Here is a 16,175-nt window from a genome sequence, read left to right on the forward strand (position 1 = left end):
TTGGTGACACCGGCTTCCAGCACCTCGCCTTCGTGATCAACAGCCCGCCACAGATAATGTCGCTTGCCATGTACCTTCACAAAACCTCGTCTACGTGCCACTTCCATTTCGAGAATGCACGAAGTTGCTGGACCCGTTTGCGTCTAATCTCGGAAGCAAACATTGGACCGAACCTGCTCCACCAATATCGGACGGTTTCGTGGCTCACGTCGATGCCTCGCTCATGCAGCAGATCTTCCACATTCCGAAGCGAGAGCGGAAACCGAATATGCAGCATCACCGCAAGACGGATGATCTCAGGGCTGGTTTTGAAGTATTTGAATGAGACTGGTTTGGTCATGTCCGAAGGCTATGCACCCGCCCTGCCCGCCTCAAGACAGGCTCTTCTGACATGACCGTCTTAGATGTAGACACGGCCCGAAGCTGCTGTTCGCTATACAAATCGCTCGCTGCAGTGCCGCCCACCAAACCGGGCTTTCGCCGCAGATGCTCAGTTAAGGCGTCCTGTGAAATACCTACCTGCCACGCCACAACAACCAATACGTGACGCCAAACGCCAGACCGAGTCCAGAATACCCAACGAAATAAAGCGGCTCCAGGTCCGTCGTGTCGAGTGTGATGACCTTTCTGGCAACGGCCATCAGGGCGGTTGCAACTACCAGCTTCACATGTATGACATCGGCCGTCAGGTAAAGCATGACATTCGTGTAAATCTCGATTGCGATCAGTACGACAAGCGCGGCCGCAAAAACCTCCAACAGATCACTGACGTCAAGAACCAGGACCGGCGGACTTATAAGCTTGATGTAGAACGAGTAGCCGGCGTCGATGACGGCAAATCCGATCACAACTACCATGAACAAAGACATCACCCGAACGGCGTGTCGAATGAGCCGATTGCAGCTTCTGACAATCAGATCCTCATGGTCTGGGTCAAGCTCGACATGCGCTTGCGCATTGCGTTGCATCTGATCGGCCATCAAGACCTCCCTATTTTCGACGTTTCATGAACAATCCTTCAGCCAAACGTCAGCGGCCTCTGGGCAAGACGACCTGAGCCTGCAATCGCAAGCGAACGCCCTCGGCACCCACCTCGGGCGCTTCCAGCCAGTAGCCCGCCCCCACTTGCAGATTGACTGGCAGCGCCCCCCATTGGACCAGCTTGGAGACCGAAGCGTTTATAGGCACAGCCCAGGCGTTAGTTTCCCAGTCATAGGTGCTTTCGCTTTGCAGCGAATAGGTCCACGCGCCTTCGGTGGAATAAGCAAGAAAGGGCTGGAGAAAACTCACATTCGTGGGGGTGTCGGGGTTGCTTTCCAAGTCCCACAGATGATTGGCCAGCGCACCATAGGTCCACGGCCCGGTCTGCCGCAGGGCAATCCCGGTGATCCCAGCGGCCCATGTATCACTCGATACGTCACTAAAGGTTGGAAAGCGCACAACGGGACCAACGCCCCACGTTACGTCCCCGGTTCCGATTGGCGAGAACCAAGCAGAGAACAGGATATCTCCGAACCCCTCCTGGCGTGTGCCCGGCACAACGTCTTCCTGCCAGATGTAAGGAATGATGGTTCGTGTGATCAGGTTAAGGTCATCGTTCAGTTGAAAGGGCACGACTGGTTGAAAGTTCAGCGTGGTGCGCGAGCCCTGATCAGAGACGTCCAGATTTTCATCATAGTTCAATTGAAATGGAACCGAGACGATTGCCGCAAGTGGATTGGCCAGTTCCTGGGCCAGATCGGATGCCTCGTCTGCAACGGTTGGGGTTCCGGCACTGGTTGCAAAGAGCAGCCCCATAAGAGTAGGGGATCGACGCATAGCCGTGTACTCCTTTTAAATTGCAGGTTGGGCGAGTGGCCTAGTTGATCGGCTCTAATTTCGGGAAGGCCCAATTACCGTTCAGGATTGCATCCTCCGGCTCATAGAGGCGGATCGCGTAGTTCCAGCCCGGAGTAATCGGTAGACAGTTCGCGCGGCCATCGTCGCACCCGCCGAAATGCAACGTGACCGAGCCGTCCTCTGCCGCTTCGGCTGTGTAGCCATTATAGCTGTTTACGCCCAGATCATTGGCTTCCAGAAAGCCGTCACCGTTATAGACAGTCACCGACCAGAACGCCCGAACCGGCACATCCTTGACCGTAACCGCATGTGGTGTCTCGCCGTCATTCTGATCGACCGCGTCCAACATGTAGATCGCGGCCTCAGGCGGAAGCCCGCCCCAGCCCGAGAACGCGCCGACCAGAAACTGGACCGGATCAATATCGTCTTTTGTTCTGCCAAAGGCCCGTGCTGTATCGGTGCCCAGCAAGGATAAGTCGTTTATCGCCTGACGCGCAGTGGAAAGCTGTTCGGTGTTCCAGTTGGGCGCATCAAACGGGCCCGTCCCCCCGCCGCTGACGACAATTCCATCCTGTGCCGCTTGCGCGGCGGCAATATCATCCGGGTCAGTTACATCGACGAATGTGCGAAACGCGATGAAACCAAAGCGCGTACCAAGGTCTTCCTGTGTGATTTGATATATGCCGGGCTCTGCCTCGGCGTACATGAAGTGATCCTGATTGATGACATGCATCGAGATATAGCGGCCATCCGCCTCGGGGAGCGTCACTTCGACGGGTTTGCTCAAATCCAGCAAGATGCCGGAGTAGAGCGTGTCCTGATTCATGCGGATAACCGGCTGGTTGTCCGGTGTGGTGGCTTCGCGCATATGCCCTAACTCGCCAACAGCGAGGCCGAGATTGGCCATGTTGGTGCGAAACATGTGATCTGTCTCGGCACGCACAAGCGTGTCGACGGTCACATCGACCATGTCTTCGGCCCAAACGCCTGTCGGGAGTGTAAGCGCGACTGTCAGAAGAAGCTTTTTCATCGTAAGCATCCTGTTGTTCAGTTTGCGGGTTCTACGGAGGGGAAGACCCAGCTTCCGTCGATGACCTCTGGGCCCGGCTGATAAAGGCGCACGGCATAGTTCCAGCCATCCATGATCGGGAGACAGTTCACGCGTCCGTCGTCGCAACCGCCGAAATGCACGGTCACACTGCCATCATCATTCTTGGTGCCAGAGACCGAATTGACCACATACGAGTCGAGGGAATTGAGTTCAAAAAACCCGTCTGCATTATAGAGGCTCACGGACCAGAACGCGTTCACTGGCACATCCGCTGGGACCTGGATTTTGTATTCTCCAAGCGGCAGGCCGGGCTCGATATTGAGGTAAAAGGCCTCGTCTTCGGGCAGTCCACCAAAGCCGACTGCTGTGCCAAGGAAATGGCGTAATGGGTCTATATGATCTGCCGTACCAAAAGTCCGGGCGCTGTCTGTGGCGAACCTGCCCAGCTCAACTGCGGCTTGGCGCAGGGCCTCAAAGCTATCCGCGTCGTAATTGGGCATCTCGAAGGGTGTCGCGGAGGCGGCATCAATGGTGAAACCGTCCTGAATTGCATTGACCGCCGCAACATCTTTGGGGTTCTCAGCATCCACCAGTATTCTCATGAAAACAAGCACATAGGGGGTATGGAATGTACCCATGTCAAGCTGGAACACACCGCCACCGTCGAACACTTCATTGATAAAATGATCTTGATTGACCACCATGGTCGTCATGTATCGGTCGCCCACATCGGGCAGAGTCAAGGTTGCGCCTTTGCTGATATCAATTACCGCAACGCTGTAGAGCGTGTCTCGGTTCATCCGAATGGTGGGCTGATTGTCGATGGGGGTGGGTTCTTTGAAATGAAAGAACTGATTTACGCCTCCGGCCAGGCCATTGTACGTCTTCAGTTCGTTGTCTGTAGCAGCCCGAACAAAGTTGTTTATGGTAATGGGCACTTCGTATGTCTCTGCAAGTGCATCGACCGTGGTATCAAAGCTCTGAGCGGTCGCTGTGCTTCCGATCAGGACAGCTAAAGCAGCAAGTTTCCAGTGTTTGTGCGTGGGATTCATAGTTTGTCCGCTCCACTAGCCAATTACAGAAATGTATTGCTTGATGGTCCCGGCAGCTGATCAAATGCGCACTCTCGCGCCTCTCATTTTGTTGTTTTTGAAACGCTACAATTGAAGCCGTGGCCATCTCTCTCCAACAAACCACAAAGTTCGAATGTATGCCCTGACAGATTGGAGCGGCCACCTCCGAAAACTGGCCCAAAATGACAGGTAGCGGCAGCGCGCCGGCTAGCAACTAGATACTCTCTTTGTGTATTGACCCAGCGGCGGGCCTATTATTCATGTTGTGATGTCAGCCTGTTAGAGCGCACTCTCTGCGGGTAGCGTGGTTCCATTCGGTTGTGCCTCTACCAGCGGACACCTGACCTTTTTACCTCAAAAAGTGACTTCAGCTTTGACGCAGGTCAGAGACACTGAGCCGCGCTAGTCTATGCATGACCTGCCCGGCCTTTCAGTTGCGATACCTAAGGGAGTTATGATGACAGGGCAGGACGCGCATGCTCAACACAGAACACCACCGCTTACACGCGGGCGGGTCATCATCCCGCTTTTGCTTGCGTTTCAAGAATCCGGTCAATCTGTAGAAAGTCTCCTTGCGGAATTCGATCTATCCTTCTCGGAGTTGAGCGCTCCGAGTTGTTTCATTCCGCACGACACTGTCTATGCCGTGTTTGAAGCCGTCGCACAAAAGACATCCCCAGACTTTCCAGCACTTGTTGGTCAAACTTCAGATCCGACGATTGCATCCCCATTCGGACAGGCCTTTCGCGTCGCAAAATCGCTGGCTGATTTCATTGCCAGGTTCTGCGTTCATGCGGGAAACAATACAAATGCGGTCACCATGACACTTGATGTCTCTGGCGAGTTCGCCGTGCTGTCCGCCAAACGCAGGTTCACGCCATGTTGTTCGCCCGCCTATATGGATGCGTTTCAGATCAGTCGATGGGCTACGTTGCTGCATGAAACCGCAGGCCAACGTTGGGAGGCGAATAAGGTTCTTGTGCGGGTGAACCGTCCTGATCTGCTCCCGTCTTACTTCTACGGCATCCGGGCGGTAGGCGCGGGCACAGACGGGTATTCCATCCGCTTCCCAAGTGCCTGGCTTTTGTTTGAATTGGTTAACCGAACTGCGACCGATTACGTGTCGACCACTCAGGACGACAAAAACCCTGTGCCTACAGACCTGTTGAGTTCGATCCAAAGCGTTGCCAATTCAATGGTCGGACGCACGGACTTGTCGGTTACAACCCTCTCCAAAGCATGCGGTTTTCGAGGCGCGGTTCTCAACCGACGGCTTGCTGCCTATGGAACATCACTGTCTCGCATCGTCATCGAAGCCAAATGTGACCAGGCAAAATACTTGCTTTCCAAGTCTGAATTGTCGGTGGGCGATATCGCTGCTCAGTTGGGGTATTCTGACGCTACCGCAATGACACGGGCCTTCAAGAAATGGACAGGTCAGACACCGTCGGAGTTTCGCGCCCGTGAAATGAACTGCGTTAAGGCATCTGTTCCGATACTCGACCCGGTCGAATGCAATTGTGAAACGTAACAGGAATACGACGCGGCCCACCTTTTTACCGCGCTTCAAATTTGAGATCGACAAAAAAGGGGAGCCGGTCATGGAATTCCCACAGGTAAGGAGTGTCGTGGGCAGTTTTCTGGTTGCGTCGACTACGCTGCTCCACGGATCTCCAGCGGCGGCTCGCCCCGCCGTAGTCGGCTCAAGCTTGCCATTCGTCAGACGTAATGATGTCGCGCTGTAGCTTCCACGAAGCGAACCTTGATTGACGATCTTTTACAATTCAGACTGCTTTGACCGGGGTCCCTGTTTATGCGGCCTCGTCCGGATCAAAGATAGGGTCTAGAACGAGAACAAGTCGGGTTTCGCCCGTCCCTTCAATCGGTGGCGAACGATGTAGCAGGCCTGACGGTGGATCGTCAGGCCAAAATGTTCCTCGCATAAAAATTGGCGCGCCGGTCGGCACAGTGAAAATACGCTTGGGATCACTCCCGTCCGTAGAGATGCCGTATTGGGTGCCTGTACCACGATAGGTGCACACGAGCCGGGCGGTGATCGCGTCGATGTGAAACTTGCGGCAGGCGTTGGTTTGTATCTTGTCCACACGTAGTCGCAGATATTTCGTTCTCGTCAAATTCGCAAAGATCCGCGCCATCTCAGCAATGTCTGCCTCAAACCAAGCACGTTGGTCTCCGTTGGGCAGATTCGAGATGTCACAAAGATGGCTGATGGTATCGGCCATTGCGTCTGTTGGAAGGATAACGCGTCCGGTCGGCAGAACCTCTTCCGGCAGACTCTCAAACCAAGAGTACATATGCTTCGGCAAGTTCCGCCGCCAAATCGCTGCGGCGCAGCCTGGCTGTAAAAAGGCGCGCAATCCAGCGGGATCATCTGCAACACCAACACTGACGGCCGCATTTTCAATTGTTTTGCGGATAAAGCTCATGCTGCATCCTCAACGCGCCGCCATCCGGGGAACGGGTCTGGCATATCCAACGGCAAGCTATCTGGTCCAGCCGCCAAAACATATGGAACGAGACAAGCGTCAAGCCTGGCCTTCATCGCTGTCCAGTCGATGTCCGACCCAATGAATATCAGCTCTTGCCTCCTGTCGCCCCACGGCTCAACCCAGTGTTGTTCAATATAGTCACGAGCGGACATATGGCTGGGCCATCGCTCCTGAGGAACAGCGGCCCACCAGGTACCAATCGGCTTAACGCTCGACAGCGCTCCAGCGAGGGAGAACTCAGCAACCCATTCGGGGCGCGTGGCAATCCAGAAATGTCCCTTCGCCCGGATTACACCCGGCATATCGCCGTTTAGAACGGCCAGAATCTTTTTGGGGATGAAGGGCTGGCGCGCACGATAGACGAAGGATGTCACGCCGTATTCTTCGGTCTCTGGAACGTGGTCGGCAAAGCCGTAAAGCTCTTTCGCCCACATCGGGTGCTCGTGCGCCTTGTCAAAATCAAAGAGCCCGGTGTCGAGGATCTTCTCCGCCGCAACATCAGAATGATTGGTTTCGATAATTTCAGCATCCGCGTTCAGGCTACGAATGATCTTACGCGCGGCATCAACCTGCCCTTCGGTCGCATCCGCGACCTTGTTAAGGATGACCACATCGGCAAACTCCATCTGGTCAGTAAGAAGATCTACCAGCGTGCGCTGGTCATCATCTCCCATTACCTCGCCTCGGTCCCGCAGGAAGTCGTGACTTGAGAAATCATTGAACAAGTTCACCGCATCTACAACTGTCACCATCGTATCGAGCCGCGCGACATCAGACAGCCTATCGCCGAATTCGTCTCGGAAATCGAAAGTCGCTGCCACAGGCAAAGGCTCGGATATCCCGGTGCTCTCGATCAGCAGACAGTCAAAACGTCGTTCAGCCGCCAAGCGCCGCACCTCATCCAACAGTTCGTCACGCAAAGTGCAGCAAATACAACCGTTCGACATCTCAACCAGTGTTTCGTCGGTGCGGCTGAGTTCGGTGTCGGCGCGCACAAGATCAGCATCGATGTTCACTTCGGATATGTCGTTAACGATGACAGCAACCCGCCGCCCCTCGCGATTATTCAGCACGCGGTTCAACAAGGTGGTTTTGCCCGCGCCCAGAAATCCGGACAGGACGGTGACGGGGAGCCTGGTATCTGGCATGCCTGATCTCCAATCATATGATAACAGTCTTGTAACTTACGAAGTTACTAGATGAATGCAACATCAGTTGTTACGTGTTTTGCGATTAAAAGGAACTCTGTGTATGAAGCGAAACAGCCGTTTGTCCCTTGCCCTGCACACGCTAAGCCACATGGCTGCTGAACCGGGCCGAGTGCGCACTTCTACCGACATTGCCGATCACGCAGGAACAAATCCTGTAGTTGTGCGCCGCGTCCTCGGAAAATTGCGCGAAGCTGGGCTTTTGTTGTCCGAGAAGGGACATTCAGGTGGTTGGCGCTTAGCCAAAACCGCTGAAAGCATTACGCTTGCAGACATTTACTTGGCGTTGGACGAAAGACTGGTATCGGGAAGCGGCGGGGATGTTCAACCTTCACACTGCAGCGTCGAGACGGATCTGCAAACGCGCATTGTAGAAGTCCTGGACGATATTGAACAAAGCCTTGTGGAACGCCTGCGGGAAACAACGATCACAGATGTCCATCCCAGCAGTTGCAGCTATTGCGAGAGCTGAGCTTCTGGTGGCCCGGAGTGGTTGTGAACATGATCCGGAAAGCTGGCTCTGTTACGGCGACTGTCTAGGGGAAAAACCTACGAGACGGTTAAGTTGCTTACTAGACCGTTAAAGACCTCATAACCCACAATACCGAACGATCTGTCTCACTGTTCGGGCCAGATAACAGCCCAATCCCTTGCCATATCGGCGAAATGCCATCCGCGATCAGGGCCCTCGTCGAGACCGCGCTTCAGGACGCCAACATGACCATCTCGGTCGTAGGCCCATTCCCGATCGGCATCCGTGTGGTGGACATAGAGCGCGAAGGACGGACCGTCACCCGAGGTGGTCCACTCAAGCATTTGGAAATCCCCATCCGAATTGCCACCTGCAAATATGGGGCGTTTCCCGATGTGGTGGTTGATAGCGACCGGTTTGCCAGCCTTGTCATCGTTGAAGAACAGATCAGGCTGCTTCATAAGGGTTGGTCTATCGCTTTCGACCACGTATTCGGACACGAGCGAAGAGCCGATAACTTGGTTTACCGGTATGTTGTAGGCGTCCTCTGAAAGAACGCGAATGAAGTCGATGCCACCGCCGGAAACGATATAGGTTTTGAAGTCTTCATCGCGGAGGTAGCGCAGTAACTCTAACATCGGTTGATAAACCATAGTTTTGTATGGCTTACCGGTGGTCGGATGCGTGGCTACCGAAAACCATTCCGCGACGGAATCTTTAAAGTCATCCACGCTCATACCGGCGTGAGATGCCGCAAGAACTTCAAGAAGTCCATCTTTGCCCGTTGCGATCAGCGCATCCATATCTCCCGCTGCAGCCGCCGTTAGCGCGCCTGACGATAGGGCGGATGGTTCCATCTTCTTAACTTGGTCGATCGCGAAGTAGAGCTGGAAGTAGGCTGGTTGCTCGGCCCAGAGTGTGCCGTCGTTGTCAAAAACCGCGATCCGGTCCGACGGGGTCACGTAATCTTCAGATGCGGGGTCGGTTACCCGTTCGACAAATCCAATGATCGCCGCCTTGGTATCACCGGAGTTCCAGGATGGCAGTGGGTCTGCAGCCAGAGGCAAAGCCAGCGGGACTAACGCTATTTGCAAGATAGTAGCAATTATCGGACGAAACTTCATTTGGGCTACCCAATGATATACGATGTGCTTCGAAGGCTGCGCACATACTTAGTGACAAATGAAACTATTCTACAGTGTTTGGGTTCCATGATCGTCCAGAAAATTCACGATGGCAACGGGTGAGGTTACCGTATGGGCGGGAGGTTTTTCAGCGAAACACCCGTACACGAGGTTTCTTTTGTGCGGTGTCAGACGAATTCGAACTAGACTTCGTTTGCTGCCGAAACCATGAACCTATCCGGAACACAGTTGATGCCACTCGCTAAGAACGGCCGTGCGCGTTAGCTTGAAGGTATCTCGGCTGGTTCGCGATCTTTCCTGGTTGGAGTGGATGTAATCTGAGGAATGGACGGCGGCGAATTTCTGCAAACTTCGCATGCGCCTGAACCGTTGCATGGCGGGTTCGCTTCTTCGGAACGGCAGGTGCGTGTTCTCAACGCGGTTGTTGAGCCACCTGCCCGTCTGCTGTTTATCAGTGGCGCCCAGTTCTCTGAGTGCAACCCCGTAGGAAGCAAAGCGATCTGTCGCGATTTCTTCTGCGCGGCCATAGCGCTTCATCTATTTCTTGACTAATTTCAGTGCTGCGGCTTTGTTTCATCGTTTGGTGACAACGGCTTCCAGCACCTCGCCTTCGTGGTCAACTGCCTGCCAAAGATAAGGCCGCTTGTCATTCAACTTCACGAAAACCTCATCCACGTGCCATTGCCATTTGGAGAACGCGCGCAGCTGCTGAACACGCATCCGTTTGATCTCAGCAGCAAACATCGGACAAATCCGTTCCACCTATATCGGACAGTTTCGTGGCTCACATCGATGCCTCGCTTGCGCAGCAGATCTTCTACATTTCGAAGCGAGAGCGGAAAACGGATGTACAGCGTCACTGCAAGGCGGATGATCTCGAGACTGGTTTTGAAGTACTTGAAGGAGGCAGGCTTAGTCATTCCTAAATGCTACGCAACCGCCTTGCCCCACTCAAGCAATGGTGTTCTGACAAAACCGGAGCAAAAGACCCGGTTTTGGGCGTCCCAGTGATGAACCAGCTGCGCCAGATTATCAGAAGCTGTCCGGAACCGTTAGTTTTGGAGGAGGCTGGGCATTTTGTACAAGAGTGGAGCGAGCCGATTGCTCAGATCGCACTTAAACAATTTGGCGATAGTAGTAGTGCCAAGGCCGACTAACCCTGCCGTGACAGTTCGCTTCGGGTCTACTTCAGGTTCTATTCCAGACCTCGGTGCTGTGGCAGCACAGGCCCCCGCCCCACTGTCAGCCGATCACGCAGACGGCCCAGAGCTGCCGTTCGACCACAGCCCTGGACGCTGCGGATACAGCCCACTTTCCGGACATTCGCTGTATGTGCAAAATTTGGCGATTATCAAACCCACAGTCTGCGGGACAAAGCCGCCTTTGAGGGCCATCGATTAAATGACTGCTTTCGGTTTTTTGCATGGACACTACCCATGCAAGAATTGTTCAGCAGCAGACCTGTCCGCCTCTGCAATCTCGTAGGCCCATGATCGAAAAGCCTCAACCTTGGGAGAGTGCCATTTATGACGTCCGGCAAGGAGGCAGATGTCACCGTCAGACGATTTGCACACCATGTCCGGAAACGGGGCAACCAACGTTCCCGATTGCAATTCTTCGCGACACAGGACAAGGTCGGCCATCACAACTCCAACACCCATGACCGCCGCTTTGGTTGCGATGTCAATGTTGGGAAAATCCTGACCTTTAGCCGGGTCTACGCCTAGGTCGGGGAAAGAGACGACCCATGTCTTCCAGTCGGAGTGACTTCTTGTTTCGTGCAGCAATTCACAGTCGGCAAGCGCCGCAGGAGATTTCAGCGACTTATTGCGACGATAGTCCGGCGTACAGGCCGGGGTGAGAATGATCGGAAAAAGTGTCTGCACCTCAAGATCATGCGAGCGGTTCGACAAGTTGGATATAGAGAAACCTATATCAGCATTGATTGGGTCGAAACCGCCATCTGGATAAAAATCTGTTGTCAGACTCACATTGAACTCTGGATGAGCTTCTCTGAAGCCTTCCAATTTTGGTAGCAACCACCTGATTGACGTCCCCGGCGGGCAAACGATGCGCAACTCGTTGGCATCCGCGGAAACTTCTTCCGCTGCGCGCCCGATCATGCCAAAAGCTTCCGATATAGTGGGCAGAAACACAGTGCCCGCTGGCGTCAACCGGACGCCCTGAGCCAGCCGCTCAAAGAGCTGAACGCCCAAATGGTCTTCCAGCAGCTTGACGTGCCGACTGATCGCGCCGCGCGTCACATTGAGCTCTTCGCTTGCACCCACAAAGCCGCGGTGACGTGCTGCGGCTTCAAAGGCCCTGAGGGCGTTAAGTGGTGGTAGTCTTGTCATGTGTAAGGCTCATTTTTTCTAATCCTTTGGATGCAAAAGCTTAGTTTGCTTGAAAGTCTCCACTCGCGGTATCCCTCAGTCAAGCTAGAAAGCATGAGGAAAATTCTATGTTAACCGATCTGCTTGGGAATGGTTCGTCGATTAGGAAAGTCACGGATGTTTTGGCTGTATGCAAAAAATTTATGCCTATGCCACGGGTAGAAACACCTGACGCGCGGCTACAAAAGCAACTGGAGCATCTTGCCCTGAGCGCCCCGCACATGCTGGCGGACATAGGGTTTGAGCGCGACGTCGAAGCGAGTTCCAGCGAAAAGGCAGTGTGGTGCCGGGGCGCTCACAGCGTGATCATCTTTAGCCCCATACATGCCTCCGCCTTCATTTGAAGTCTTTTCAAGCAATTAAACAGAAAGTTTTGCGCCAATGCCATCTCTTGGATGACGTAAAGACCCAGACATTCGAACCTGTTGCAGCATTCAGTAGTTCGGGCTCTCCTGACACCTTCGCCGCGATCTGCACCAAGTGCCGGTCTGGTATGGACCAACTTTCGCTGCACGTCGCACGAATTGGCACGGCGCGGGACTTTATCGCCGCTGGCATTTTCATTTCGTAGGGCCGCTTTGCGCGCTGAACGGTTGGGGAAAAAACTGCAACGTTGAGTAGAGTTAGTTTCGGGGCGCAAATTCGAATGCAGCCCTTCCTTACTAACGAGCAGACATCCACTCCCGACTAGTCAGTGCGCTTGAGCATTACCTTGATACCCGACAGGTGTATTCTGAAGTGATGCGAGGAGAATTCGCGGTGTCCCTAGGCGGGGTCCGGAGCAAGAAAGGCAACCGCAGTCACCGATGCCTTTCCTGTTTCGCTCCCGCAAATCGGCTTTCCAAAGGTCGGTGCGGGTTAGTCAGAAACCAATTGAAATATCTGGCTGTTCTTCAACGATCAGGAAGTGATGAAGGTCCAGATCGTCGATATCCACATCCTTCAACAGCAGGCTGGAATCCTCAGCATATTGCAACAGAGCACCGTCGCTAGTTTGGACGAGGTCCAGTAGGGGATCATATGTTTCTCCGGCTCCAACTTCGATCACTACAGAATCAAAGTTGAAATCAAAGTCATCAACAACGTCGTGACCAAACCCCGTTGTCGCGCCGGTCGATGTGTTGCGCACTACGCCGATCATGTCGCTTCCATCACCGGTGAGCAACAGATCGTTCCCAAGATTGCCGACGATCAAATCGTCTCCTGCGCCGGCATCGATAGTGTCACCCCCGTCGCTGCCGATGATCAGGTCATTTCCTGCCCCTGTTTGGAGATCGTTAACGGTGCTTCCGGACAAATCCACATGATCGTCGTAATCCGTCGTTACGATACGCTCAAAATTTGTGTAAACCGACGCCGTCTGACCACTGGTCTGGGAGAATTCGATCAACTCGTACGAGTTGGACTCTACGGAATATAGCTCCACGCCTTTTGAGCTTGAGGAGAAATTCAGCGTGTCAACGCCTGCACCACCATCGACCATGTCAAAGCCAGCCCCAGCGAATGCGATGTCGTCACCGCCAAGCAAGTCCACGATGTCTCCACCGGTGTCACTGGCCCAAACGTCATCCGCTTCGGTACCAATAGCGACTCCACCGACCAATGTTACTTCGACAATCGAGCTGTTGTTGGTAGGATCAACATCCGATGGGGCATCTGATACCAGTATGACCTGATAGTCACCAGCCGTCACGCTGCCGTCGATGTTTGCCGAGGCTACTAGGGTTGTCGTTCCCCCGGCTTGCAGGCTTGCGGTGCCGCTCCAAATCTCAATGTCATCGGCAGAAACCGTCCCATCCGATGAAAGAAAGGCCGTGAACCCGGCATTGATTGCCGGACCAGTGCCAAGGTTTGATACGTCAAATTCCAGATCAAGCCGCGCACCGGTTGGAGGCGAGATAAGGCCGCCCGGACCCAGATCGAAATCTGATGTAGCTTGGATACTGACAGTGCCCACCGAGATGTCCACGGTTGGTTCTGGCGGCGGGCTCAGAGTGATCGTTTGAACGATCGTATTGTTGTCCAGTTGCGTGTCTGTGGTACCGTCACCCCATTCAACAACACTGATCAGATAGTAATCGCCCGGAGCATAATCCTCTGGCAACCAATGCGAAGTTGAGGGGCTTGTCGTCAACCCGGAATAGGTACCACCGGTGATACCCGCAATCCGGTGATCGTCCGCAGAAATCGTGGCATCCGTGGAAACATATGTCGCTACCTTGAAATACGAGACATCCATGTTGGAGGCATCGTGGATGACATAATTCATCTGAATTCTTGCACCGCCTTCCAGATCAAGATCAGAACTGCCGTCGACGGTTGCGGACACAAGTTGCAGGTCTGTGCTGGGGGCTTCGACAGTGATCTGCACCCAGTCAGTCTGGTTGTCCGATTCACTTTTTTCATCCAGAGAATTGGTGCTGTCTACGCGCACGGCAACCCAGTACGTTCCCGGCTCCAGCGATCCCGGGTCAAATGAGAACGAGACCGCGCCCGAAGTTCCAACGGGTGTCGCGCCAAGCTGGGCCGTATCGACGGTGCTTATCACAGCCCCGTTGTCCGGAGCGGACGCGACCAAAAGCTCAACAGTGGACTCTGCTGCATCGATCACACCGTTGGACGCGATATCTACGTGTATGTCGGTTGTCTCGCCGGGGGACAGGCTTGCATCTTCAACCTCAAGTGTCCCGGCGGTCAGATTGGCAAGACGGGGTACAATGACCTCGGCCGCTGATTGTGTCATGTCCGCAAACTCGAACACTTCGACGCCCGAAATTGTGTCGGTGCCTTCAGGACCGGATACCCGGATGCTCCCGTCGCTCAGCAAAGTGACGTCATAGTCGTCTCTATCATAGGTGAATACAACTGTATCGGTGCCGCTTCCGCCATAGACTGTATCATTGCCGCCGCCACTGATCAGCCGGTCGTTCCCACCCTTGCCATCCATTATCTCGTCGGCGCCTGAACCAATGAGCACGTTGTCTCTTTTGTTTCCTGAAATGACGTTGCTGTCACCGCCACCTTTATTTGGCTTGGGCATAATAAACTCCTTTAATATATAGACTTACAGGCTGATTGACAGGGAATTGCGTCAACAATTTGGCAATGAGTGCTCGACAATTAAACAATCATAGGTAGATATTTCCAGGCGCTGAAATCCAGCCCCCGGAGGATGTGGTGAACGTCTGTTTCGGCGAAGCTACACTGCTGTGCACTTGCAAAATGCAAGGGGCAGATTTGGATCGTAGGCACAGCTGCCAATGCCGGCTCACCATGGATCCGCTGCCGTTAATACAAACTACAGCATACGTCACATTGGGCTCCGATGCAGACCTCGGTGATAGCGCAGCATCACGTGATATGCTGGACCGGTCAACACCGGTTTGTCGTTGTGGGAGGGTATGGCGGATCGGAGGATCAGTCATGGAAACAACAAACTTACCGGCCATTCGCGCGCTTCGCCCAGCCTGGAACAAAGGACGCATCGTTGGCCAGAAACGACCGCTGAAGCCAAAGCACGTCTGGGCAATCCGGGTGCGGCTTGAATTGGCAGAGAACCATCGTGATCTAGCTCTGTTCAATATGGCAATCGACAGCAAACTGCGCGGGTGCGACCTTGTAAAGATGAAAGTTGTGGATGTTATGGCGTCTGGCCAGATCAAGGAATGCGCCTCGGTGCTGCAGAGCAAGACGCCGCCGCCGCGGTGTCGAGTCAAAAGTCGTCGCCGGAGACAGGGCGCCGCAACCCGATCCTCACCTCCGCTCCATGCTGATCCGCGCCCATGGCTGGGCCCGCGATCTGAAAGCCGGGGTTCAACTGATGGAGATTACGCGGCAAGAAAACCTTCCCGGTGCCTTCATCCGCACCCGCGCTCAGCTCGCCTTTCTCTCACCGAAGATTCAATCCGCGATTCTCGACGGGACCCAACCGCCCAAACTCACACTCAAGCGTCTGGTCAGCGTGAACAACCCACTGGATTGGACTGAACAGGAACGTCAGTTCGACTTCTGACGCCTCCAGTCCTGCTTCCCTGATGCTGGGTTCGCCCTCCCTGATCCAGCGGAACAATTCCCTGTTCTAAGAAAAGAATTCCCTGTTCCAGTGCTTAGGGAATTTCCCGCGTAAGCCGCTGATAAATATACAGTTCTGACATCAGAAACTCTGAGCTCTAGAGCCGTTTCTCAAAAATTCCCTGTAAATCGATGGTTATCAGGGAAATTCCGCCCAAAGCGACCCCGACAAAATACGGCACTTAGACCGGGCCCTGAATTGTCCTCTGAATGTACGGCCTGCTCCGTCTCTGATTGAAAGCACGTACGCCAATGCGCGGGAATTGCGGCACCACAATTCCGGGTCAGAAAACACAACTGAAGTGAGACGGGTATGAGTGGCGGTGCTGTCAGACGAATTCGAACCAGTCTCAGTTTGCCGCGGAAACTGCGAACCTATCCGGAACAAAGTTGACGCCACTCGGCAAGAGCGG

13 protein-coding genes and 3 pseudogenes are annotated in these 16,175 nt (G+C 54.1%); 5 read left to right on the forward strand and 11 right to left on the reverse strand.

The window, feature by feature from the left end; translation table 11 throughout:
* The 5 genes and pseudogenes from ACR0KM_RS20755 to ACR0KM_RS20775 all read right to left on the reverse strand — a co-directional run.
* A pseudogene (locus tag ACR0KM_RS20755) lies at positions 1 to 277 on the reverse strand (DDE-type integrase/transposase/recombinase); the annotation flags it as partial.
* A 238-nt stretch (positions 278 to 515) separates the two neighbouring features.
* Positions 516 to 980, reverse strand: a complete 465-nt coding sequence (locus ACR0KM_RS20760) for a phosphate-starvation-inducible PsiE family protein (protein WP_480821898.1) — start codon at positions 978 to 980, stop codon at positions 516 to 518.
* Between the two features lie 49 nt (positions 981 to 1,029).
* Positions 1,030 to 1,818, reverse strand: a complete 789-nt coding sequence (locus ACR0KM_RS20765; RefSeq protein ID WP_480861695.1) for a transporter — start codon at positions 1,816 to 1,818, stop codon at positions 1,030 to 1,032.
* Between the two features lie 40 nt (positions 1,819 to 1,858).
* Entirely contained in the window at positions 1,859 to 2,869 is a 1,011-nt protein-coding gene (locus ACR0KM_RS20770; RefSeq protein WP_480861697.1) for a DUF1254 domain-containing protein, read from the reverse strand.
* Positions 2,870 to 2,886: 17 nt separating this feature from the next.
* Positions 2,887 to 3,942, reverse strand: coding sequence for a DUF1214 domain-containing protein (locus ACR0KM_RS20775; protein ID WP_480861699.1), 1,056 nt, complete (start codon positions 3,940 to 3,942; stop codon positions 2,887 to 2,889).
* Positions 3,943 to 4,420: 478 nt separating this feature from the next.
* Between ACR0KM_RS20775 and ACR0KM_RS20780 the strand changes: the two genes are divergently transcribed.
* The gene (locus ACR0KM_RS20780) at positions 4,421 to 5,494 is read left to right on the forward strand and encodes an AraC family transcriptional regulator (RefSeq protein ID WP_480861701.1); all 1,074 of its coding nucleotides are present in this window, start codon (positions 4,421 to 4,423) and stop codon (positions 5,492 to 5,494) included.
* A 280-nt stretch (positions 5,495 to 5,774) separates the two neighbouring features.
* On the opposite strand, the gene ACR0KM_RS20785 is transcribed toward ACR0KM_RS20780, so the two are convergent.
* Positions 5,775 to 6,410, reverse strand: coding sequence for a DUF1826 domain-containing protein (locus ACR0KM_RS20785; protein WP_480861703.1), 636 nt, complete (start codon positions 6,408 to 6,410; stop codon positions 5,775 to 5,777).
* A complete protein-coding gene (locus ACR0KM_RS20790; RefSeq protein ID WP_480861705.1) occupies positions 6,407 to 7,621 on the reverse strand; it encodes a GTP-binding protein in 1,215 nt (404 codons plus the stop codon). Before ACR0KM_RS20790 ends, ACR0KM_RS20785 begins: the two co-directional genes overlap by 4 nt.
* A gap of 103 nt (positions 7,622 to 7,724) precedes the next feature.
* Between ACR0KM_RS20790 and ACR0KM_RS20795 the strand changes: the two genes are divergently transcribed.
* Positions 7,725 to 8,153, forward strand: a complete 429-nt coding sequence (locus tag ACR0KM_RS20795; RefSeq protein ID WP_480821884.1) for an Rrf2 family transcriptional regulator — start codon at positions 7,725 to 7,727, stop codon at positions 8,151 to 8,153.
* A 146-nt stretch (positions 8,154 to 8,299) separates the two neighbouring features.
* Here the strand turns inward: ACR0KM_RS20795 and ACR0KM_RS20800 are convergent, their stop codons facing one another.
* The 3 genes and pseudogenes from ACR0KM_RS20800 to ACR0KM_RS20810 form a co-directional block, all read right to left on the reverse strand.
* Positions 8,300 to 9,277: an HAD family hydrolase gene (locus ACR0KM_RS20800; RefSeq protein WP_480861707.1), complete on the reverse strand. Its 978-nt coding sequence runs from the start codon at positions 9,275 to 9,277 to the stop codon at positions 8,300 to 8,302.
* 234 nt (positions 9,278 to 9,511) lie between these two features.
* Positions 9,512 to 10,218, reverse strand: a pseudogene (locus ACR0KM_RS20805) (IS6 family transposase).
* A gap of 510 nt (positions 10,219 to 10,728) precedes the next feature.
* Positions 10,729 to 11,652 carry a LysR substrate-binding domain-containing protein gene (locus ACR0KM_RS20810; RefSeq protein ID WP_480861709.1) on the reverse strand — a complete coding sequence of 308 codons (924 nt, stop codon included), beginning with the start codon at positions 11,650 to 11,652 and terminating at the stop codon, positions 10,729 to 10,731.
* A 107-nt stretch (positions 11,653 to 11,759) separates the two neighbouring features.
* Here ACR0KM_RS20810 and ACR0KM_RS20815 point away from each other — a divergent pair, with 107 nt between their 5' ends.
* Positions 11,760 to 12,035, forward strand: a complete 276-nt coding sequence (locus ACR0KM_RS20815) for a hypothetical protein (protein ID WP_480861711.1) — start codon at positions 11,760 to 11,762, stop codon at positions 12,033 to 12,035.
* Positions 12,036 to 12,553: 518 nt separating this feature from the next.
* Here ACR0KM_RS20815 and ACR0KM_RS20820 read toward each other — a convergent pair.
* Positions 12,554 to 14,731, reverse strand: a complete 2,178-nt coding sequence (locus tag ACR0KM_RS20820; protein ID WP_480861713.1) for a CARDB domain-containing protein — start codon at positions 14,729 to 14,731, stop codon at positions 12,554 to 12,556.
* Between the two features lie 383 nt (positions 14,732 to 15,114).
* On the opposite strand from ACR0KM_RS20820, the pseudogene ACR0KM_RS20825 reads away from it, so the two are divergent.
* Both ACR0KM_RS20825 and ACR0KM_RS20830 read left to right on the forward strand, forming a co-directional pair.
* A pseudogene (locus ACR0KM_RS20825) lies at positions 15,115 to 15,393 on the forward strand (integrase); the annotation flags it as partial.
* 64 nt (positions 15,394 to 15,457) lie between these two features.
* The gene (locus ACR0KM_RS20830) at positions 15,458 to 15,703 is read left to right on the forward strand and encodes a hypothetical protein (RefSeq protein ID WP_480861715.1); all 246 of its coding nucleotides are present in this window, start codon (positions 15,458 to 15,460) and stop codon (positions 15,701 to 15,703) included.
* Positions 15,704 to 16,175 lie beyond the last annotated feature (472 nt).

Source organism: Ruegeria sp. G10, from assembly GCF_056533645.1.